The organism is Acinetobacter johnsonii CIP 64.6, assembly GCF_000368045.1.
In the GTDB taxonomy this organism is placed as follows: domain Bacteria; phylum Pseudomonadota; class Gammaproteobacteria; order Pseudomonadales; family Moraxellaceae; genus Acinetobacter; species Acinetobacter johnsonii.
The window spans coordinates 354,600-375,627 of record NZ_KB849236.1 but is presented as its reverse complement, the minus strand read 5'-3'; the positions used below and the strand labels follow the sequence as shown (position 1 = coordinate 375,627).

Annotated in this window: 18 protein-coding genes and 5 pseudogenes; 14 read left to right on the top strand and 9 right to left on the bottom strand. The window is 39.9% G+C overall.

The window, feature by feature from the left end; genetic code table 11:
• Positions 1 to 30: 30 nt before the first annotated feature.
• The 4 genes and pseudogenes from F986_RS17995 to F986_RS18290 all read left to right on the top strand — a co-directional run.
• Positions 31 to 207, top strand: a pseudogene (locus F986_RS17995) (IS982 family transposase); the annotation flags it as partial.
• 201 nt (positions 208 to 408) lie between these two features.
• Positions 409 to 1,866, top strand: a complete 1,458-nt coding sequence (locus F986_RS12800; protein WP_004695721.1) for a DASS family sodium-coupled anion symporter — start codon at positions 409 to 411, stop codon at positions 1,864 to 1,866.
• Between the two features lie 92 nt (positions 1,867 to 1,958).
• Positions 1,959 to 2,537 (top strand): annotated as a pseudogene (locus tag F986_RS12795) (IS3 family transposase); the annotation flags it as partial.
• A gap of 38 nt (positions 2,538 to 2,575) precedes the next feature.
• Positions 2,576 to 2,765 (top strand): annotated as a pseudogene (locus tag F986_RS18290) (IS3 family transposase); the annotation flags it as partial.
• A 38-nt stretch (positions 2,766 to 2,803) separates the two neighbouring features.
• Here the strand turns inward: F986_RS18290 and F986_RS12790 are convergent.
• A complete protein-coding gene (locus tag F986_RS12790) occupies positions 2,804 to 3,310 on the bottom strand; it encodes a hypothetical protein (RefSeq protein WP_004695718.1) in 507 nt (168 codons plus the stop codon).
• A gap of 251 nt (positions 3,311 to 3,561) precedes the next feature.
• Between F986_RS12790 and F986_RS12785 the strand changes: the two genes are divergently transcribed.
• The 5 genes and pseudogenes from F986_RS12785 to F986_RS17985 all read left to right on the top strand — a co-directional run.
• Positions 3,562 to 3,882 (top strand): helix-turn-helix domain-containing protein, encoded by a 321-nt coding sequence (locus F986_RS12785; RefSeq protein WP_004695717.1) that lies wholly within the window; start codon positions 3,562 to 3,564, stop codon positions 3,880 to 3,882.
• A gap of 249 nt (positions 3,883 to 4,131) precedes the next feature.
• Positions 4,132 to 4,392 carry a helix-turn-helix domain-containing protein gene (locus tag F986_RS12780; RefSeq protein WP_004695714.1) on the top strand — a complete coding sequence of 87 codons (261 nt, stop codon included), beginning with the start codon at positions 4,132 to 4,134 and terminating at the stop codon, positions 4,390 to 4,392.
• A complete protein-coding gene (locus F986_RS12775; protein WP_004695713.1) occupies positions 4,389 to 5,615 on the top strand; it encodes a type II toxin-antitoxin system HipA family toxin in 1,227 nt (408 codons plus the stop codon). Before F986_RS12780 ends, F986_RS12775 begins: the two co-directional genes overlap by 4 nt.
• 413 nt (positions 5,616 to 6,028) lie before the next feature.
• Positions 6,029 to 6,941, top strand: a pseudogene (locus F986_RS17990) (IS5 family transposase).
• Positions 6,942 to 7,096: 155 nt separating this feature from the next.
• A pseudogene (locus F986_RS17985) lies at positions 7,097 to 7,261 on the top strand (DUF559 domain-containing protein); the annotation flags it as partial.
• Between the two features lies 1 nt (position 7,262).
• Here F986_RS17985 and F986_RS12770 read toward each other — a convergent pair.
• From F986_RS12770 to glnA, 6 genes are all read right to left on the bottom strand, one after another.
• A complete protein-coding gene (locus F986_RS12770; protein WP_004695712.1) occupies positions 7,263 to 7,493 on the bottom strand; it encodes a hypothetical protein in 231 nt (76 codons plus the stop codon).
• A 99-nt stretch (positions 7,494 to 7,592) separates the two neighbouring features.
• Positions 7,593 to 9,044: an alpha/beta hydrolase family protein gene (locus F986_RS12765; RefSeq protein ID WP_004695709.1), complete on the bottom strand. Its 1,452-nt coding sequence runs from the start codon at positions 9,042 to 9,044 to the stop codon at positions 7,593 to 7,595.
• Between the two features lie 108 nt (positions 9,045 to 9,152).
• A complete protein-coding gene (gene ubiA, locus F986_RS12760) occupies positions 9,153 to 10,034 on the bottom strand; it encodes a 4-hydroxybenzoate octaprenyltransferase (RefSeq protein ID WP_004695707.1) in 882 nt (293 codons plus the stop codon).
• Positions 10,031 to 10,516 carry a chorismate--pyruvate lyase family protein gene (locus F986_RS12755; RefSeq protein WP_004695706.1) on the bottom strand — a complete coding sequence of 162 codons (486 nt, stop codon included), beginning with the start codon at positions 10,514 to 10,516 and terminating at the stop codon, positions 10,031 to 10,033. The genes ubiA and F986_RS12755 overlap by 4 nt, the downstream gene beginning before the upstream one ends.
• Before the next feature lie 87 nt (positions 10,517 to 10,603).
• A complete protein-coding gene (locus F986_RS12750) occupies positions 10,604 to 10,879 on the bottom strand; it encodes a hypothetical protein (RefSeq protein ID WP_004695703.1) in 276 nt (91 codons plus the stop codon).
• Between the two features lie 88 nt (positions 10,880 to 10,967).
• A complete protein-coding gene (gene glnA, locus F986_RS12745; RefSeq protein WP_005400480.1) occupies positions 10,968 to 12,383 on the bottom strand; it encodes a type I glutamate--ammonia ligase in 1,416 nt (471 codons plus the stop codon).
• A gap of 842 nt (positions 12,384 to 13,225) precedes the next feature.
• Between glnA and F986_RS12740 the strand changes: the two genes are divergently transcribed.
• From F986_RS12740 to trpC, 3 genes are read left to right on the top strand one after another with little or no spacing between them, the layout of a single operon-like run.
• Positions 13,226 to 13,810, top strand: a complete 585-nt coding sequence (locus F986_RS12740) for an anthranilate synthase component II (RefSeq protein ID WP_004695699.1) — start codon at positions 13,226 to 13,228, stop codon at positions 13,808 to 13,810.
• A 16-nt stretch (positions 13,811 to 13,826) separates the two neighbouring features.
• Entirely contained in the window at positions 13,827 to 14,873 is a 1,047-nt protein-coding gene (gene trpD, locus F986_RS12735) for an anthranilate phosphoribosyltransferase (protein WP_004695696.1), read from the top strand.
• A gap of 16 nt (positions 14,874 to 14,889) precedes the next feature.
• On the top strand, positions 14,890 to 15,696 hold the full coding sequence (gene trpC / locus F986_RS12730; RefSeq protein WP_004695695.1) for an indole-3-glycerol phosphate synthase TrpC: 807 nt from the start codon (positions 14,890 to 14,892) through the stop codon (positions 15,694 to 15,696).
• Positions 15,697 to 15,811: 115 nt separating this feature from the next.
• Here the strand turns inward: trpC and F986_RS12725 are convergent, their stop codons facing one another.
• Complete coding sequence (locus F986_RS12725; protein ID WP_004695692.1) at positions 15,812 to 16,276, bottom strand: response regulator transcription factor; 465 nt, start codon at positions 16,274 to 16,276, stop codon at positions 15,812 to 15,814.
• Between the two features lie 48 nt (positions 16,277 to 16,324).
• Positions 16,325 to 18,466, bottom strand: coding sequence for a winged helix-turn-helix domain-containing protein (locus F986_RS12720; protein WP_004695690.1), 2,142 nt, complete (start codon positions 18,464 to 18,466; stop codon positions 16,325 to 16,327).
• A 351-nt stretch (positions 18,467 to 18,817) separates the two neighbouring features.
• On the opposite strand from F986_RS12720, the gene F986_RS12715 reads away from it, so the two are divergent.
• Positions 18,818 to 19,312 (top strand): 2,4'-dihydroxyacetophenone dioxygenase family protein, encoded by a 495-nt coding sequence (locus F986_RS12715; RefSeq protein ID WP_004695688.1) that lies wholly within the window; start codon positions 18,818 to 18,820, stop codon positions 19,310 to 19,312.
• A 70-nt stretch (positions 19,313 to 19,382) separates the two neighbouring features.
• On the top strand, positions 19,383 to 21,017 hold the full coding sequence (locus tag F986_RS12710) for a long-chain fatty acid--CoA ligase (RefSeq protein WP_004695685.1): 1,635 nt from the start codon (positions 19,383 to 19,385) through the stop codon (positions 21,015 to 21,017).
• Positions 21,018 to 21,028: the final 11 nt, after the last annotated feature.

Here is a 21,028-nt window from a genome sequence, read left to right as displayed (position 1 = left end):
TTACCATTCGTGGTTATTTGCAACAGTGCCAAACAGCGCAATAAAATAGAAACGTTATTCAGCTTATTGAAAGGCCAATACAATTTAGTGACGAGTAAAGCTCGTAGTATTCATGGATTTCTAAGTGGGATTTACGCATCGTTATGCGCATATCAATTAACTCATCGAAATAAGCCGAAAATTCAAATTATGGAACCATTGGCTTAAACAGGATTCGGGTTAATAAACATATAAACTACTATTAAGAATAAATGAATTGAGCAACATTAAATTCTTATTGAAGTCAATCGTTCGCTAGACAAAATTGAAATCTTTCTTTTATTGACAATATGTTAACCACACTAGACTTCAATAAAATCACTGTTCATTATAAATCACATAATAACTATATTTTTGGAGTACGATTCAATGGGATTCAAACTCATACCAACCATAATTTCAGTATCACTTACCCTTATTATTTGGTTTCTCATTCCAATTCCGCAAGATGTTTCTGCAAATGCTTGGCTTCTATTTGCGATGTTTATTGGTGTTATTTCAGCCATTATTGGTAAAGCAATGCCTATTGGTGCAATTTCGATTATCGCGATAGCACTGGTCGCGATTACCCGAGTAACAGCAGATAACCCTAGCGATGCCATCAAAGATGCTTTAAGTGGCTTTGCTAACCCTCTTATTTGGTTGATTGGTATATCCATCATGATTTCAAAAGGGTTACAAAAAACAGGGCTAGGTGCACGACTAGGTTATTACTTTATTGCAGTTTGGGGTAAAAGAACCATTGGTATTGGCTATAGCCTTGCATTATCTGAACTCATTCTTGCACCTGTTACCCCAAGTAATACAGCACGTGGAGGCGGAATTATTCACCCTATCGTGCGCTCGATTGCAACGAGTTTTGACTCAGATCCAGAAAAAGGCACTGAAGGTAAAATTGGTAAATATCTTGCTTTGGTCAATTACCATTCAAATCCTATTACTTCTGCCATGTTTATTACGGCTACTGCACCCAACCCTTTAGTCGTTGAACTCATTGCGAAAGCGACCAATAGTCAAATCCATTTGAGTTGGACCACATGGGCATTAGCAATGGTTTTACCAGGTGTTGTTGCATTAGCATTTATGCCGATTGCGCTTTACTTTATGTACCCACCTGAAATTAAAAAAACACCAAATGCTGCACAATTTGCCAAAGACCGTTTACAAGAAATGGGTCCCATTACCTTACATGAAATGATTATGTTGGCTGTATTTGGAATTTTATTATTACTCTGGGCAGGTATTCCTGCCATGTTGTTGGGTGATATGTGGACTTTAGACCCAACTACAACCGCGTTTATTGGTTTATCACTCCTTCTGCTTACAGGAGTTTTAACTTGGGATGATGTCTTAACTCAAAAGAGTGCATGGGATACAGTAACTTGGTTTGCTGCATTGGTCATGATGGCGACCTTTTTAAATAAGCTCGGCTTAATCGCTTGGTTTTCTGGTGTTTTACAAACTAGCATTGGACAGCTTGGCTTAACGTGGGTTCCTGCTTCCATGCTTTTACTATTTGCTTATATGTACGCTCACTATATTTTTGCCAGTACTACTGCACATATTACCGCTATGTTTTCAGCATTCTACATTGCAGGTATCGCACTAGGTGCTCCTCCAATGTTCTTTGCACTGATTATGGCAGCAGCATCAAGCATTATGATGACGCTGACTCATTATGCGACAGGTACATCCCCTATTATTTATGGTTCAGGTTATACAACGCTTGGTGAATGGTGGAAAGCTGGTTTTGCTATGAGCATTATCAATATAGCTATTTTTATTGTATTGGGCGGACTTTGGTGGAAGATGCTGGGCTATTGGTAATTTAATATCTATAACAAAATTAAAATTTTATAAGTATAGTTATATCTATACAACCTGCCCCCTGAATAAGGGGGCTTTTTAAGAGTTGCTGCTGGAATCACAAGCGGGTTTACCGCATTTACTGTGAGTTGGCACTGAATCTGCGTATTAAACCGAGAAGAAGACTAAAACGGCATGCGCCTGAACCATTGAAAGAACCAATCCGAGAAAATCAGGTTTGGTCATTAGATTTTATGCATGATCAGCTTTCCGATGGTCGCAAGTTTCGATTATTGAATGTGATTGATGATTACCGCCGCGAAGGCCTAGCCATTGACGCAGGGTTCTCATTGCCCACAATCAGGGTTATTCGTACGTTGAATCAATTGCTGGAGTGGAGAGAAAAACCGTTAGTGATCCGATGCGATAATGGTCCCGAATTTATCAGTCACGAATTTGTGCGCTGGGCTACTGAGCACGGTATTCGTATTGAATATATTCAACCGGGTAAGCCACAGCAGAATGCGTATATTGAACGCTATAATCGGACCATACGTTATAGTTGGCTGAGCAAGCATTTATTTGATACTTTGGATGAAGTACAAGATTATGCAACAAACTGGTTGTGGCATTACAACCATGAAAGACCACATCAAGCTAACAAAGGAAAGCCACCTCTAATGGCTGCTTAACCTCTACTTTTAACTTCGGTTATTTATGGGAGGATTACCGATTGATGCAACAGCTAGGTCTACATGGTGTTTGGTGTGGTAAGAATAAATATACTACCCAGAGCTGAGATGAACAAAAACGTGTACCTGACTTGGTGAAACGGAATTTTAGAGCAGATCATCCTAAATCACTTGTCGGTTGCTGACTTCGCATATATTCGAACCAATTCTGGTTGGGTTTATGCGGCAGTGAATTACTGCATTATATAACTTGTAGTTCTCCTTCTTTAGAATGATTCATGTTGATCATTTTCAATATCGTTGAAAATATTCACTATAAAACTATTCTTATTTTCTAATTCCTTTAACTCTTTAGATATAACATTCTCATATTTGTCGAAAAAACCTTGTAGATCTGGGTTTTTAGTAATGATATTTTCAATGAAAACTTTTTCGATTTTACGTCTTTCGAGTGCATTTTCCAAACTCTTTTGTTCCTCAATTAATGCTTCTTTGACTTTCTTTACTTTCTCAACATTTCGATAGGATTTTAAATAAGAAGATTCGCTGTATCTAAAAATATTACGGTTATCCTTGTCTCTCACTGTTAAAAGAAAATTGCATTTTACTAGTATATTTAAGCCTCTATAAATACTTTGCTTTTCAGAGAGTTCAATAAATTGTCTATCATTAAAAATAGCCTTTATAAAGTCATTCGCTCGCCATTCGATGATTTCATGATTCAGTAAAATGTGAAAAAAATCACTGTAAAAAGGTAGAGTATATTTTGACATGGATAAGCACAATTAAAGCAAAAGAGAGTTGATGACCTAGTGTTGAACTGTATATAGAATCATAACTTTAACAATTGGTAGAGGATCAAAAATAGGCTCTTGAGATCAACGCAGATCTGGCAAGCTTGTTCAAAAGTTACCATCGGGCAATGTAATGTCGACTTCTTGATTTCACAATACTAAGGAATCCTTAGTAATAACTCAAGTTGAAACTAAGAAAATCTTAGTTTTAAGGTGGGTGCTTATGTTTAATGCCAACACATAATTTAAATGTTTTTGCCTTACGACTTCGTATAGCGCGAAAAGCAAAAAAACTTTCACAAGAGCGCTTGGGGATCTTGGCTGGAATTGATGAATCTTCTGCTAGTGCGCGTATGAATCAGTATGAACGTGGAAAACATGTTCCTGATTTTTTAATGGCTTCCAAAATTGCAGAAATTTTAGATTTACCAACAGCATATTTTTATGTAGAAAACGATTTATTGGCAGAAATAATACAAGTTAGTCATACTTTAAGTAATGAGCAGAAGTTAGAAGTTCTACGATTTATTAAAGACTTACAAAAGTTTTGAATCTTATATCTTTCTTCTTGAATAAGATGAGTATAGTTCATGATGCAACTTTGACTTCGGTCTGGCGGAGGCAAAATGCTAGCTCATCTTGCCTCCTTCCTATGATTTAATCTCTGTAATACTTTATTTTTAGATCTAAGTAATCAAAAAGCAGAATAATATTACGTTAATTTGTTAGCTAATTAGATAACTTCATATACTAAATATATTATATTAGCTATATAGCTAACATATTGTGGCCGAATTACTATGGCGAGTAGAGTAGAAATTGGAAAAAAAGTTCGTATAGAACGAAGAGACCTTGGCTATACACAGCAAAAACTATCCGAATTGATCCGAATCAATAAAACTACAATCTCTGAGATCGAGAATGGACGTTTTACGGGTTCATTTGACATATTTGAACGTGTACTTGATGCGGTTGGTTTGCAGTTTGATGTATCTCCAAAGCAACATTCCCTGCCCCATTGGGATGAGATTGAAAATATGTTTGCTGAGGAGGATGAATGAATTCTCAAACCAATCTTCCTGCAAAAATCACCAATATCATGGTGCGTGCCAATCAAACTGAATTAGGTGTCTTAACCTATGGTTCAGTTCACCATTATCAGCCATTACAAGAAAAACAGCATGTGTCACTTACCATGACCCGGAAACGTATGGATGGTTATTCTTCAGGCCCGCTCCATCCAATATTTGCGCAGAATATTCCTGAAGGGTTTAATCGTAGATTAATAGTTGAAAAGCTTTCAAGATATACCAAGGTCAATGACATGTACTTATTGGCACTGCAAGGTGATCAAGGCATCGGCATACTCTCATACAAAAGTGAGTTAAATTTTCCCGAGGTAGAATCTTTGAACTTAAGTGAAATTCTATCCTATCGTAGTAAAGAGCCCCTTTTCCCACAACTCTTAGAAAAATACTATCTCAGGACTTCATTGGCTGGGATGCAGCCCAAGGTAAGCATTCCGGATGCATATACTGTTCAATCGGATAACAAAGTTCAGCAAAGGGATTTGATTGTTAAGTCCTTTGATTCCGAATTTCCATTACTTACCGTCAATGAGTTTGTCTGTATGCAGGCTGCACGGCATTGTGGGCTTGAGCCACCAAAGACTTACTTGTCTGAAAATTTAGAAACCTATGTGGTAGAACGGTTTGATAAAACCAGTGATGGTACAAAACTAAGCTATGAAGACTTTACGACGCTCATGAAAAAATCAAATGATCCATGTGCAAAATATACAAGTAGCTATGAAACTCTTCTGAAAGCAACTTATCTATATACGGGTAGCGTAGCTGAAGTTGAAAAAATGTATAAATACATCGTATTCAACTGTTTAATCGGTAATGGCGACGCACATCTTAAAAACTTTGCTTTGCAATATTCCTCAGATATGAAGAACATTTTTGTTTCACCACCCTTTGATCTTACCCATACCCTGATCTATGAATCAATTGATAATCAGATGGCACTCAAACTGGCGGGTAGTAAAGCATTTCCAGACCTGTCACATCTCATCAAATTGGCTGAAAGTGACCAATTTAGAATCAGAAATCCCAAAGCAATTATAGAATTCTTGAGCGAAAATATATTGGACTATCTTCAAACCTCTAACGAGGTTCAACTCTTCGATGGCTTGCGGACATCTATTGAATGTTCAATTTCAAATATTATGGTGGCAAGCCATGTTGCCCAGAGTTACCACGATGACAAAAATCATGGTTAAGACATATCAATCCATTAACTGGGATATTATATGACTAATTACAAGCTGTTCAATGCACTAGTTTAGTTTTAGTATTGGTCAATTCGATTAATTTTCATTCTTATTCCCATAGCGACATGATCCGTATTGATGAAATCTGGCTCTCTACCCAGCCGATGGACATGCGTGCGAGTATGGATACGGCTATGGTTCAAGTGCTGATAGCCTTTGGCTATATAAAACCGCATTACGCCTACCTGTTCTGTAATAACGTGGTCATCATATGAACGTGTGGTGCATGATGGGCTAGGTATTTGGTTGTGTGACTGGCGATTGGAACAAGGGAAGTTCCATTGAGTGAAGATTTATCAATTTTAAGAGGTATTGTTGCACAAACCTATCTCTAAAGGCTTATTCCACAATATAATTTTCAAATGCATAAGCCTACACCTAAAATTTACCGTACAACCAATTAGTCTTCATACAACAGAGCTCTTATTAATCGCGAAAATTTTGCCATTTGGTTTGATCCCAAGATTCAGTGGTATGCACTAACCAATAGTAAACAAGGTCGAAATCAAACTTACTCTGATGCAGCTATCCAGTTTGCTTAATGGTTAAATCCTTATTTCGTCTGTCTTTACATATGGCCACTGGCTTTATTAAAAGTCTCATTAAACTGTGTGGTCTAGATCGGACAGCTCCAGATTGTTCCACTATTTGTAGAAGACAAAAGTAAATTGATATTGCATTTCGCTATCAAAAAAGCAGTAGTGGGCTTTATCTACTCGTTGACTCAACAGGTCTAAAGTTTTTAGATGAAGGAGAATGGAAACATAAGAAACACCAACCTGGATATCGTCGCCAGTGGCGTAAACTGCATATTGGTATAGATGCTAAAACCCTGCAAATAAAAAAAGTTCAGCTTACAACCAACAACGTGAGTGATTCGCAAGTCCTTGGATATTTACTTAATCAAATTCCGTTGGGTGAGCAAATAGATTCCGTCTATACAGACGGAGCATATGATATGAAACAATGCCGCCAGGTCATTGCGGAGCGGCCGCATGCATTGGTTCCACCTAGAAAAAGATGAAGATTAGGAAAGATAAAAAATTTCATTCTCAGGAGCGAAATGAATTACTTCGAATAATTAAAAGTCTAGGCAGAACATTATAGAAAAAATGATCAGGCTATCATCATCGGATCTTGGTGGAAACCAAGATGTATTGCAATAAATTAACAGCAATAAGTTTTCCTAGTCAGGTAAATATGATTCATGCACGTGTGGCAGTGTTAAATAGACTTAAGGAATTAGGTCGTCCACACACCCAAGTTGTCACTTAAATTTAGATAACTTGGGGAAAATTTAGCTTTTGAGTATATGTGCCACAAAGCCTATCAAAATTAAGACTTTAATGAGTGAAATTTATTCATTAAATTTGCTCTCTTTTCTACTATGTAATTTCATATGAAATTGACTGTTTTTATTTGACAACTAAATTTATGAAATTAGGAAAACTTCCCATATCGGCAAAGAACAAGAAGATGCAGAACGTGATGCCATGCTCAATGAAGCAGGTTACATTGTTCTGCGTTTTACAGAAATTCCAAGCATTCGCCAACTGCACAAACACATTGGTGTCACACCTGCAATGCGTACTTGAATTATTTTGAGACCGCACTGCTCGCTTCCTGCTGTGTGAATTGCTTTTCGGTAGCCAGTTTTTCTTGAATACGCTGTTGTTGTTCTTCCTTAATACGCTGATATTCCGCTTGGTTTTTTGCATCGCTTTTTACCGCTAAAAAAGCAATCCCTAAAATAAGCAATGGAATCACAATACCAAGACTCGCTAAAAACATCACTTTCGGCGTTAGTTTTTGAGTTGATTTCGTCATAGCCAGCCTATTTCCAATATCTAGATTTTGATGGGCCAATACTATAACAAAAAAAGAGCCTCAATCATGAGACTCTGTCTTCAGTTTAAATGGTTCATTTTATGTCGGTGCTTTACCTGTACAGTTTTCATTGGTGCTGGCATCTTTTTGTGCATCAGTTAATACAATACCTGTACCTGCAGACATATAGGTCTGAATAAAGTCTATAGCCTCCTTATTTTGACATATGATTGCTTGCGTATGCGTCGCATTCGGTACAATCGTTAATTTATAACCATCAGCATATGCATTTTGCGGGAAATATGTGGTCGCTTTTGCTTTCATATTCGCATATAACAGTTTCGTCACATCAGGCAGTACCGCTTGATCATTGGCACCTTGAATAATAAATACAGGGGTTTTAATGACTTTTGCAGCAGTGGCATTGGTTGCTGGTTGATTATCCGCCAAGAATTTCTGAACCACTGGATCTGTTTTAATTTTATTTAAATCAACACCATACTGTGAAGTCCAGTGTGTTGGATCTGCCAAGAACTCTACAACACCCGCTTTAAATTGTTCTTGTAAGCCATTTGCACTATTCGGTGCTGGATAACCTAAACATGCACCATCATCGCCTGTACGTCCATAAGCACTTTCTGCAATTTCAGCAGCGCCAGGGGTAAAGATATTTTTTAAATCATAATCAGGCTGATACGCTTTAATACCCGAGCTTGTGAGTGCCGCATAAGCCAAGAGTTCAGCATAACCATCCGCAATTTGCGCAATCAATGCTTGGCCTTGCGCCGCTGGTAGGCCATTTGCCATTGCAATACGGACTTGTTGCAACTTGTCATCTAAAATATTCAAACCATTTGCTTTAGGTTGACCATTTACGTCAAGATTATATTGTGGATCGAGATAAATTTGAATAATTTGTCCTAAACTTGATGCAGGTGCACCAGCCACAGCTCCTTTATAAGTCGTATCTGTATTAGCAAACTCGGCTGTACCCAATGATGCATGCCCACCTTGTGATTGACCAATCGACATCCATGCCCCATTTAACTGGGTGCCATAATGCTCTTTTACGGCCTTAACGGCCGCAATTGCTGAGTTTGCAGCACTAGATAAATTCAAATAAGGATGTACACCTGATGTACCTAGGCCTTCATAATCTGGAGCAACAATGACATAGCCTGCAGCCAATAATGTATTCGCTAAAATTTTAAAGCGTGGATGAATCACATTTTTACTTGGTGCACAATCATCTCCGCCTCCGACAGTTCCATGCTCCCACACCACAACACGATAACCATCTTTAGGTCGAGCTACCTGTGGAAATAAAACCATTGCCGTTGCAGTCGCTGTCTTCCCCTGCACATTCGTCATGTTATAAGTCATGACTTTAATCGATGAACTATTCTCGACTGTATCTAAAGAATAATTTCCTTCCGACAGATAAGTGGGCTGTTGGTTTGAAGCGGGCGAATCATCATCGTCATTACAAGCAGTTAAAGACAGCATTGAAACGGCAACTGTAAGGGCTAATGCTATTTTCGAGCGTTTCATAAAATATCCTTTTAGTCCTTGTCTTTTTTATACATGACGCTACACGCCATTCTATTAATACATAAAAAAAGTGCCCTGCATAGGACACTTTTCTATTCATTCATTATTTCAGCTTATGAATTCTAAAAAAATTCCGATAAAAATAATCATTCCAACCCAACGATTGTGACGGAATGCCCAAAAACAGATTTGAGGGTTCCGATCTTTTGTTTTGAACGCTTGGTAAATAAAATCTGTTGCAACCACAAGCAATGCAATCAACCCAAAAGGAATTAGAATATTTTCCAGATAGAATGCCGTACCAATCAATCCAAGACTAATTGCCTGTAACAAAGCAATAATCTGGATATCGTGACGGCCAAACAGAATGGCCGTCGATTTCACCCCAATTTTTAAATCATACTCACGGTCAGTAATCGCATATTGAGTATCGTACGCTACAGTCCAAGCCAGATTGCCAAAATACAGCAACCAACAGGTTAAATCTAATGGTTTACCCATGGCCGTAAATGACATCGGAATTCCCCACGAAAAAGCCATGCCTAAAACAACCTGAGGCAAATGGGTATAGCGCTTCATGAAAGGATATATAAATGCGAGAAAAAGCCCACCTAAAGCACAATAAAACGTTTCAATCGGTAGAAAAAACAACATACAAGCACTGGCAAAGACTAAAGCTAGAAATACATAAATGGCTTCTTTGGCCGTGATAATCCCTGTTGCTAATGGCCTGTTTTTAGTACGTTCTACAGCCCCATCCACTTTACGGTCGGCAAAATCATTAATTGCACACCCAGCCGCACGCATAAATATCGTGCCAAGGACTATTGGAATCAGAATACCCATTGGCGGTATGCCCTCTGCCGCAATCCACAGTGCCCACATGGTCGGCCAGAACACCAATTCGGTGCCAACAGGCTTATCAAAACGACATAAATAATAATAGGCTTCTAAACGTTCACGCCAAGTAATTTGATGCGCAGTTGTCATGACTGTCCTTCAGATGCTGAATTCTGCTTTTGCAAAAATTGCTCAAAACTCGCTAAAAAAGTTTCTTGAACAATAAACTTGCAACCGTGCCAAGTATAACAGCTCTGTCTAGTCCAGCCATCTTCTAGCCAAATCACACGACGCTCACATGCTGGATTGGTGCGCTGAAACAAGAACCAACCAATCGGTTTTTTACCAATATGTTTAAAAAGCCGTGCACGGCCTTGCAAACTTAAAATCGGGAAAATGCTTTTGGCTTTCACCCAAGGCTCTACATCACTGCCATATAAAAAACTTTCTCGTACCCATGACGTATGCTGAAACGGCATGCCCATCCATTTTGCATCGATAAACTGAAGACGCTGAAAATGTTCTTTGGTCGGTTGAACCCTAAACGCCCCATCAGCCAAATCCGTGAGTTGCTGAGTAAGTGAACCTGAAGCATATAACCATGTTTTCAGTTCAGCTGGAATCTGCTGCATAAGCCTACCTGTACCATTGATTTACTGTGCGCTTAAACGCTTTTTGAGTTATGAAGAATGTTATTGATTCAATTGTAAGATCAGTCTTTAACAATTATCTGTTTTTGCAATGGTTTCAAATTTACCTTGCGGAGTTTTTACCAAAATAAAACCTTCAGCACTCAAGTAAAAACTTTGAGGATAATCATAATCCAGTGCTAATTCTGGGCTTTTCAATGCAACAAATTCTGCCTGCTTGTAGCCTTCAGAGGTGCGACCAACTTCGATATAAGTCACCATCGAAAAATTTAGCTTAAAACCTTTATCGTGATCTTTAGAGTCAATCCACGGATAAAAACTGGTGTGCTTCTTACGCTGTGCCATTACTTTCATCAATTTTTTCAAGTTAAACAGATGATACAAAAAAACCCGCGACTAGCGCGGGTTTTTTACAGTGAAATTCAGTTCAGAATTACAAGCTGTAGTACATATCAAATTCAACTGGGTGAGTTGTCGTGTTCAAACGACGCACTTCTTCAGTTTTAAGTTCGATATATGCATCAAGCATTTCTTTAGTGAATACACCACCTTTAAGAAGGAACTCATGATCCGCTTGAAGCGCTTCAAGAGCCATATCTAGGCTGTGCGCAACTGTAGGGATTTTCGCTTCTTCTTCGGGAGGAAGGTCGTATAAATTTTTGTCAGCTGCTTCACCTGGGTGAATCTTGTTTTGGATACCATCAAGACCCGCCATTAACAATGCTGCGAAACCTAAGTACGGGTTCATCATTGGATCTGGGAAGCGAGCTTCGATACGCTTGCCTTTCGGGCTAGAAACGTAAGGAATACGGATAGAAGCAGAACGGTTACGTGCTGAGTAAGCCAACATAATCGGCGCTTCGAAGTGTGGAACTAAACGCTTGTACGAGTTTGTAGAAGGGTTCGTAATTGCGTTCAATGCACGAGCGTGTTTGATTACACCACCGATGAAGTAAAGCGCCATTTCTGAAAGACCAGCGTATTCATCACCAGCAAACAAGTTCTTGCCATCTTTAGAGATTGACATGTGAACGTGCATACCAGAACCATTATCACCAACCATTGGCTTAGGCATGAAAGTCGCAGTTTTAGCATATTGGTGCGCAACGTTCCAAACAGCATATTTGAACTGTTGTACTTCGTCTGCTTTACGAACCATTGTGTTGAAGCTTACACCAATTTCTAATTGGCAAGATGCAACTTCGTGGTGGTGTACTTCTACACGACCTGGACCCATGATGTCTTCAATACGCGCACACATATCAGCACGCATGTCATGTGAAGAGTCAACTGGAGGAACTGGGAAGTAACCACCTTTAACACGTGGACGGTGACCAGAGTTTCCGCCTTCGTAGTCTTTGTTTGTTGACCAAGCAGCTTCTTCAGCAATCAATGTATGGCGCGCGCCAGACATATCAATTTCCCATTTTACTTCGTCAAATACGAAGAATTCTGGTTCTGGACCAAAGAATGCAGTATCACCAATACCTGTCGATTTTAGGTATTCTTCAGCACGGCGAGCAATCGAACGCGGGTCACGGTCATAACCTTGACCTGTTGATGGCTCAATAACGTCACAAGTAACAACTACTGTCGGCTCAGCGAAGAACGGGTCGATAAAACCAGTTGCAGCATCTGGGCGTAAGATCATGTCAGATGCTTCAATGCCTTTCCAACCAGCGATAGAAGAACCATCAAACATTTTACCGTCTTCAAAAGTATCTTCGTCGATAGTATCTGCTGGGTAAGTTACGTGTTGTTCTTTACCCTTAGTATCCGTAAAACGGAAATCGACCCATTTTGCGCCACTTTCTTGGATGAGTTGTAGGACCTTGTTCGCCATGCTCATTTTGCTCCGATGAATTTTTGTTGCACTCTTTAGTGCGTGTTAGTAGTTGGTTGTTCTAAAGCAATTACCGTACCAACTTTAAAAAGCTTAGCTAAAATATTGAATTCATTATCAGAATAACAGTTTTAAGCTGTTTGCTTTGGCTCTATTATACTGAGCTAAAAAGTAAATGCACCATATTCAAGCATGCTTCTTCACATTTAATCTAAAAGATTTTGAGTGTGGATCATAATGGTGCATTTTTAAATTTCACTGTGCAATTTCCACCCGTTTTTTATAAATTAGAGCGCTGTTTAAGCTGTTTTTTTCGCCTTGATTTGACCTCCACACCTCATATCACGGTGGGAAACATTAATAAAACCAAATATAATCAGCATAATTGACTGTTTTTATTTGATTTTAAAAAAAGTAAAAACCTCTCCTTTCAAACCAAATATAAACCCGATATCTCAGATGTGAGCAAGCAAAAAAATATGCTCTGTTTTGGTGACATTAGGGGAGTTTTTAGCTCACAACATCAGAAGATATCCTTTTATATTCCTTGAATATGCATGCTTCATGACATTTACACATAGTCCACGAGGTTTCTCGTTAGAGTTTGAATCTAAGATATTCATAAACTCTATATCAGTTAGTAACAAAACCCATTGTAATTTTTAGGCCCGAAAAAAAATGTCACGCCCTAGCTGTGTATTTTTTGCTATGATAATTTCGGTTTTGTGCCTCCATTCAAGTCATTGAATGAGAAAAATAATTTACTTATAGCTTTATAATGTAAACGCACGAATACCATAGGACTCTTCAAGCACATTTATGTGCATAAATTTCAATAGGTTAAGCTCATGCTTTTAATGATCGACAACTATGACTCTTTTACATACAACATCGTCCAGTATTTTGGCGAGTTAAATCAAGAAGTAAAAGTAGTACGTAATGATGCCGTGACATTGGAAGATATTGAGCGATGGCAACCTAAGTATCTTGTAATTGGCCCTGGTCCATGCTCACCTTCGGAAGCAGGAATTTCTATTCCAGCCATTCAGCATTTTGCTGGAAAAATTCCATTATTAGGGGTGTGCTTAGGACATCAGGCCATTGGTCAGGCTTTTGGCGGCGAAATCATTCGTGCCAAAAAAGTGATGCATGGGCGTTTGTCTGACATGCACCATTCGAATAAAGGCATTTTTAGCGACCTCCCTTCTCCGTTTTCAGCAACGCGTTATCACTCACTGGTGATTGATCAAGAAAGCTTGCCTGAATGCTTAGAAGTGACTTGCTGGACCAATGAAGCAGATGGATCAATTGAAGAAATCATGGGTGTAAAGCATAAGACGCTTGCCGTTGAAGGCGTGCAATTTCACCCAGAATCAATCTTGAGTCAGCATGGCCATCAAATCTTTAAGAACTTTTTAGAAATTTACGCATAAATGAGTGCAGTGAAAAATGAATATGCAACAAGCTTTAAATAACATCACTAAAAATATTGAGTTGACGCAGCCGCAAATGGAAGACGTCATGCGCACCATCATGAATGGTGAAGCAACAGATGCCCAAATTGGTGCACTGATGATGGGTCTTCGCTTAAAAGGTGAAAGTATTGATGAAATTACCGCAGCGGCTCGTGTCATGCGCGAGTTTGCCATCAAAATTGATGTCAGTGATGTGCCTTATTTAGTCGACATCGTCGGTACAGGTGGTGACGGTCAGAACTTATTTAACGTCTCGACTGCGTCTGCTTTTGTGATTGCTGCGGCAGGTGCAACCATTGCTAAACATGGTAACCGTGGTGTTTCAACCAAATCGGGTTCATCGGACCTGTTAGAACAAGCAGGCATCCAACTTGACTTAAACATGCAACAAACTGAACGTTGTATTCGTGAAATGGGTGTAGGTTTCTTGTTTGCCCCGAATCATCACAAAGCGATGAAGTATGCGGTTGGCCCACGTCGTGAATTAGGCATTCGCAGTATTTTCAATTTACTTGGCCCGCTTACGAATCCGGCTGGAGTAAAACGTCTAGTGATTGGGGTGTTTTCGACTGAATTGTGCCGTCCTATTGCAGAAGTGATGAAACAACTGGGCGCAGAACATGTCATGGTGGTTCATTCGAAAGATGGTTTAGATGAAATTAGCCTTGCATCAAGTACCTATGTGGCTGAACTCAAAAATGGCGACGTCACCGAGTGGGAAATTCAACCTGAAGATGTCGGAATCGAATCGCAAACTTTAACAGGTTTAATCATTCAAGATTCTGCTGAAAGTTTAAGCCTAATCAAAGATGCCTTAGGCAAAAACAAATCGGATAAAGGCGAAAAAGCAGCCAATATGATTGCTTTAAATGCAGGTGCCGGTTTATATGTCTCTGGACTTTGTACCAGCTATAAACAAGGCGTGGCTTTAGCACATGACATCATCTACGGCGGACAAGCCTTAGAAAAGATGAGCATCCTTGCTGAATTCAGCAAAACCCTTAAACAATACGACGCTTGATAGACAGGATTTTGTCATGGTAGATATCGCAAATACGATTTTAGGCAAAATTGTGGATCGCAAGCAGGAAGAGTTTGCTGCACGCCTCAAACAACGTAGCTATAAAGATGTTGAAGAATGGGCATTTGAGGCAACTCCTGTGCGTGGTTTTGCAAAGTCTTTACTGAGCAAACAACCGGGTGTGATCGCTGAAATTAAGAAAGCATCACCATCTAAAGGCATCATTCGTGAAAACTTTGATCCTGCTGAAATCGCGCAGCAATACGAAGCCGCAGGTGCAGCATGTTTATCGGTTTTAACCGATGTCGATTTTTTCCAAGGTGCCGATGAGAATATTCAAATTGCACGTTCTCACTGTGCCCTGCCTGCATTACGTAAAGACTTTCTGATTGACCCTTATGGGGTGATTGAAGCACGTGCTTTACATGCGGACTGTATTCTTCTGATTGTGGCATGCTTGTCCGATCAGCAACTCGAAGAAATGTCGAAAACGGCTTTTGAGCAGAATTTAGATGTCTTGGTTGAAGTACACGATGAAGCAGAACTTGAACGTGCTTTACGTCTATCTGAGCGTTGCGTATTGGGTGTCAATAACCGCAATTTAAAAACCTTTGATGTGGACTTAAACACCTCGATTCGACTGAAAAAACTGCTTGAACCATCTCGTCTACTGGTGACTGAAAGCGGCATTGCGACCCCAGCGGATGTTGCCATGATGCAAGAGCATGACATTCATGCTTTCTTGGTCGGTGAAAGTTTTATGAAACAGCCACGTCCAGACCACGCCTTTACTGAGCTGTTTGGAACACCTAAATCACTTTAATGGCATATTCAGGGTAAGGCATGCCCTTGCCCTGAATACTTTGTGATATGTTCTTTCAAAAAGCCGTTGAAGATCTCGTTAAACAGTAACATATAAAAAATTATTCAATCTTAAATTACTCAATTAAACCCTGCTTCTTGGCTTCATTCACTGCTTCCATTTGAGAGCGGACCTGCAACTTGTTATAGATTTTACGCAGATGCCATTTCACCGTATTGATGGACAAAAAGATCGACTCGGATATTTCAGCATCAGTACAGCCACGGCTTAATTTTTCTAAAATTTGGACTTCACGTTTTGATAAAGCCTCAAGGCCAGAACTTCCGATCAAAGCTTCAGCACTGCTTTCAGCTTGATTGAGCTTTTGAAGTTGCTGAATATATTCTAATAACACAACTGTATGCTTTTGCTTCTGTCGACTTAAATGCTGACTTAGCCCACTTAATATATCCCAAATTAAAGGGTCTTCATCTAGAATCACCCGCACCGCCTGAGTCGGCATGAGGGTTTCAAGCGCTTGTTGTAGCGCCTCAAAAGCCTGTTCATGTTGTTTCAGCTGATACAGGGCCAGTGCAAACAAAATTTGAACACGCGCAAAACGTATCGGATAAATCCTAAAAAATGCTAACTACTGGCTTAAATATTCTTTGGCTTGCTCGGCTTGCCCCATGAAAATTTGCTGACGCACCAGCATTAAATCATCGCCACGCAGCAAATTCGTAAAATTTAAATATGGCTGAAATGCTGCCTGTTCAGTATCAGCTAATGCAGAAAGCGGGCTTGATTGTTGCACATAGGCTTGTATGGTTTGTGCGAGTCGAGGTAATGACCATTGGCTACTACGGGTATGTGCTTGGTGCAAACACGTTTGTATCGCACTTTGATCTTGATGCAAGGTCGCTAGTCGCATTTGTAAAATATAACCGACTATCACCATATCAGGCATTGCTAGATTACCGCCGCCCTTAAAGTCCATTAATGCAACTTCGACTTGCGACATTTGGTTCATTTCATAATACAGGTCTGCTTTAAAGCTGCTCAGAATATTCATAATGGCCGCTTGATTGTCTTCATCTAGACCTAAGTTTCGATATTCCTCGCTCTGCCCTACTTGAGTAAATTTCTCTGCCGCGAGCGTTAAATTTCCTAATAAATAATCACATAGGGCATCAATACAATCGACCATTGCCAAACCATATAGGTTATGACCTTGCAAATAGATAATGCGCGTTTGTAGTAATAGCTTTCGTGCTTCACTCATTTGCCCCAAACAAATGTGATGTAAAGCCCCAATCCCAATCAGTAGAGCACGGACAAAATAAACGGTACTTGGCAGTTGTGCTAAGTTTTGTTGCGCTAAGCGATAAGCCACATCTAACTTGTCTTCTAAAACAGCAATGAGAGGGGCTAAACCTAATTGGTCCTCATGTTGTAATAAGGTTTCATGTTGATCCACACTATGCCAGAGCTGTAAATAATGATTGGCTAGGGTCACTTGATGCGTCAGCACCAAGGTCCAAATAATGTCATAGAGCAAATTTGGATTTTGCAGCAAGACAGAATCAGGGATCTGTTTGACCAACTCCAACAAGGTATAGTGTCGGCCTTCTAAAATCAGTTCACGACATACCGTGTTGAGCAATGATAAAATCAGCTGCTGATCTTCTGCCTGTTGGGCGTGATAAATCGCTTCCATCAGATAACGCTGTTGTTTGAACCATTCTGCCGCTTTACGATGCATTTGCTGATATGCATCGGGTTGTAAAAGCTTAAACTTCGATTGCAAAAAGTCTCGAAATAAATGATGCACGCGATACCACGTACGCTGTTCATCTATCGCTTGAATGAACAAGCCTTTTTGGCTGATGACATCGAGAATCTGCTGTGCAGCATGATTACCAGTTAAAGCGATAACCAAAGCTGGATTAATTTTCCTCAGTACACTAATTTGCAATAAAAATTGCTGAATTTCAGGGTCTTGTTGTAAAAAAACCTGCTCACTGAGGTAATTCACAATCTGATGGTGCGCACCGCTTAAATTTTGAATAAAGCCATGAATATCTTGGTGTTCTTTCAAATATAAATTGGTGAACTGAATGCCTGTAAACCAGCCTTCAGTTTTATCAATCAGTTGTTCTGCAAGCTCCGTGCTTAAAGCAAGCTGGTCAAAGTTTTGTTGTTGTAAAAACTGAATGAGCTCACTGCTTTCTTGCTGTTTGATACTCAACTGAGACTCAGTAACCCACTTTAAACGCCCCAATAGATATTCTTTCGCGAAACTCCAGTTAGGTTTGACCCTTGAAGCAATCACCAAATGACAATTTTCAGGTAAAGACTGGTACAACCACCAAAAGATATTTAAACATTCTGGGTTCGTTAATGCTTCAAACTCATCGATAAATAAAACAGTGTCAGCATCCACTTCTGCAACTTTTTGTGTCAGCTCAATGATGTGTTGTTTATGGATCTGTCCATAAGAGAGGGACTGCGGCGGTTCTAAATCCAAAAGCGCCAAACGCAAGTATTGATAGAGTCGAATCGGATCATTGTCATCGTCATCCAAGGTCAACCAACAGACTTTGTTTCCCTTTGCTAAAAGAGACTCTGAGAGTTGATGCATCAGCGTGGTTTTTCCATAACCCGCCGCGGCGTGGATAAAAACCAAAGAAGACTGACAATAGTCCACCATCTGACTTAACAGTTGGGGACGTTGCATTGCCCTGCCATTTTGCACGCTCGGACGACTGAGTTTAGTCTTCAACACTTGCATGTATATTCATCCAATCGTTTTTTATTCAACTTCATCTGCAATGTTCATTTCCCTGAATTTTGCATTTGGCAAAACATCATCCTCAACCAATCATGTTATGCCATTTTCCAGTCTAAAACACTTATAAATTAGTCGGGGAACTACAGTTAGGCAATGTGAAATTGCATCAAAATCATGCTTTCAGATACCCCAACCTCAAACTATTCATTCGCATATTTATCAAACAATGTGAATTCCATTCTTTCGAGTGGTTTGTGATCTTTGAAACATTGCTATGCTCAAGCTCAAGGAAATCTTAGGTATTGATATCTCATATCATATTCTAAATCAAAGATATATAAGGAGTTTGTCATGAGCATCGCACAATCAGTTAAACATCAGGATCGATTATTAACGATTAACATCAAAGATGGCGAAATCAAAAATGCACTACCGGGTGTGCATGTCACGCCTTGCTTTTTAGACCCTGATAATGGCGTCTGGGTCATTCATGCCCGTTTTGAACCAGGTACTATACTTCCACGTCACTTCCATACCGGTGTTGTACATTTCTATACAACAGCAGGTTCATGGCATTATGTCGAATATCCTGAAGATGTTCAAACGGCTGGCAGCTATTTATTTGAACCAGCAGGTTCGATCCATACTTTAGCAACCCCAGAAGGTGCTGAAGGGTTCATGGTCATTAATGGCGCGAACGTCAACTTAAATGATGATGATTCACTGATGTTTATTATGGATGCAGGTTGGATCGAGCGCACCCTTCACGTCGTGGCTGAACATACAGGGCAAAAAATGCCGCGTTATATTAAACCGGGTTCGGATGTTGTATTTAGCGACAAATAAATTCCAAAAGGCTTTTGGCTTCGGCTAATAGCCTTTTTTATTAGAAAAATAGTCACCAAGGATGAATGAAATGTTTGGCAAAATGATGCACCAATCTTTATTGATTAGTAACTTAATCGAGCATGCAGCAAAGTACCACGCAGATACTTCTATTTTTTCACGTGAAGTAACTGGACAAATGACCACCACCAATTGGTTACAGGTCCAACAAAACAGCAAACGTTTAGCCAATGCTTTCACGTCATTTAATCTTAACCAAGGTGATCGTCTTGCAACGATCGCGTGGAACAACCACCGTCATTTAGAGTCTTGGTATGCTATTTCTGGTAGTGGTTATGTTTGCCACACCATCAACCCTCGCTTATTCCCAGAACAACTGGTCTTCATTATTAATGATGCACAAGACAAAGCGATTTTCTTTGATTCGACTTTCCTACCGTTAATTGTCGCAATCCAAGGCAAAGTACCAACCGTTGAAAAATTTATCTGTTACGGTGCACATGATGAAAAAATCTTAGCCGCACTTCCAGATGTGATTTTCTATGATGATTTAATTCAAAACCAATCTGCTGAATTTAACTGGCCACAATTCAGCGAAGAAACCCCTAGTTCTTTATGTTACACCTCTGGCACAACAGGCAACCCGAAAGGCGTCCTGTATAGCCACCGTTCTACCCTACTCCACACCATGGCGATCAGCTTGCCAGACGCATTAAACCTGTCTGCAAATGATGTGGTCATGCCTGTCGTTCCTATGTTCCATGTCAATGCATGGGGTGTGCCATATGCAGCAGCAATGGTAGGTTGTACTATTGTCCTTCCGGGGCCAAATCTGGATGGTGATAGCCTAGCCAGCTTAATTGATGACTATAAAGTAACCATCGCCTTAGGTGTGCCAACCATCTGGCAAGGTTTACTTGCTGCTGCAAAAAAACGCGGCACAACCTTAGACCGTATGAACCGCAATGTTGTGGGTGGCGCTGCATGCCCACCGTCGATTATTCGTGATTTCAAAAACAACTATGCTTGCGACACTATTCATGCATGGGGAATGTCTGAAACCAGCCCACTGGGAACAGCGAACCAACCGAAAGCAAAACATGCCACTTTGAGTGCTGAAGAGTTTGAAAAGTTACGCTTAACCCAAGGTCGTCCACCTTTTGGTGTTGAATTACGTATCGTTGATGAAAGCACCAATCAAGTCTTAGCCAACGATGGCCATACCCAAGGAAATCTACAAATCCGTGGGCCTTGGATTGTTGATCATTACTTCAACCAAGAAAAAAGTGCTACCACAGCAGATGGTTGGTTCGATACAGGCGATATTGCAACATTAAATGCAGACGGCTATATGACCATTTGTGACCGTGCGAAAGATTTGATCAAATCAGGCGGTGAATGGATTTCTTCGGTTGAAATTGAAAATATTGCAGTTGGACATCCTGAAATTCGCATGGCTGCCGCAATTGCAGCACGTCATCCAAAGTGGGACGAGCGTCCAATCTTAATTGTAGTAAAACAGGAAAATTCAACACTGACTGAAGAAGAAGCGCTGGCTTACTTTGATAATAAGATTGCCCGCTGGCAGACTCCTGACGTGGTGATTTTTGTAGATGCACTGCCAATCAACGGTACAGGTAAAATTGTGAAGGCAGAACTCCGCAAACAATTTGGTCATGTTCTACTTCAAGACGAAGTCGTTTAAGGCTCATTCGA

Coding starts and splice junctions, on each gene's coding strand:
- F986_RS12800 (WP_004695721.1), top strand. CDS start 409: ATGGGATTCAAACTCATACCAACCATAATTTCAGTATCACTTACCCTT.
- F986_RS12790 (WP_004695718.1), bottom strand. CDS start 3,310: ATGTCAAAATATACTCTACCTTTTTACAGTGATTTTTTTCACATTTTA.
- F986_RS12785 (WP_004695717.1), top strand. CDS start 3,562: ATGCCAACACATAATTTAAATGTTTTTGCCTTACGACTTCGTATAGCG.
- F986_RS12780 (WP_004695714.1), top strand. CDS start 4,132: ATGGCGAGTAGAGTAGAAATTGGAAAAAAAGTTCGTATAGAACGAAGA.
- F986_RS12775 (WP_004695713.1), top strand. CDS start 4,389: ATGAATTCTCAAACCAATCTTCCTGCAAAAATCACCAATATCATGGTG.
- F986_RS12770 (WP_004695712.1), bottom strand. CDS start 7,493: ATGACGAAATCAACTCAAAAACTAACGCCGAAAGTGATGTTTTTAGCG.
- F986_RS12765 (WP_004695709.1), bottom strand. CDS start 9,044: ATGAAACGCTCGAAAATAGCATTAGCCCTTACAGTTGCCGTTTCAATG.
- ubiA (WP_004695707.1), bottom strand. CDS start 10,034: ATGACAACTGCGCATCAAATTACTTGGCGTGAACGTTTAGAAGCCTAT.
- F986_RS12755 (WP_004695706.1), bottom strand. CDS start 10,516: ATGCAGCAGATTCCAGCTGAACTGAAAACATGGTTATATGCTTCAGGT.
- F986_RS12750 (WP_004695703.1), bottom strand. CDS start 10,879: ATGGCACAGCGTAAGAAGCACACCAGTTTTTATCCGTGGATTGACTCT.
- glnA (WP_005400480.1), bottom strand. CDS start 12,383: ATGAGCATGGCGAACAAGGTCCTACAACTCATCCAAGAAAGTGGCGCA.
- F986_RS12740 (WP_004695699.1), top strand. CDS start 13,226: ATGCTTTTAATGATCGACAACTATGACTCTTTTACATACAACATCGTC.
- trpD (WP_004695696.1), top strand. CDS start 13,827: ATGAATATGCAACAAGCTTTAAATAACATCACTAAAAATATTGAGTTG.
- trpC (WP_004695695.1), top strand. CDS start 14,890: ATGGTAGATATCGCAAATACGATTTTAGGCAAAATTGTGGATCGCAAG.
- F986_RS12720 (WP_004695690.1), bottom strand. CDS start 18,466: ATGCAAGTGTTGAAGACTAAACTCAGTCGTCCGAGCGTGCAAAATGGC.
- F986_RS12715 (WP_004695688.1), top strand. CDS start 18,818: ATGAGCATCGCACAATCAGTTAAACATCAGGATCGATTATTAACGATT.
- F986_RS12710 (WP_004695685.1), top strand. CDS start 19,383: ATGTTTGGCAAAATGATGCACCAATCTTTATTGATTAGTAACTTAATC.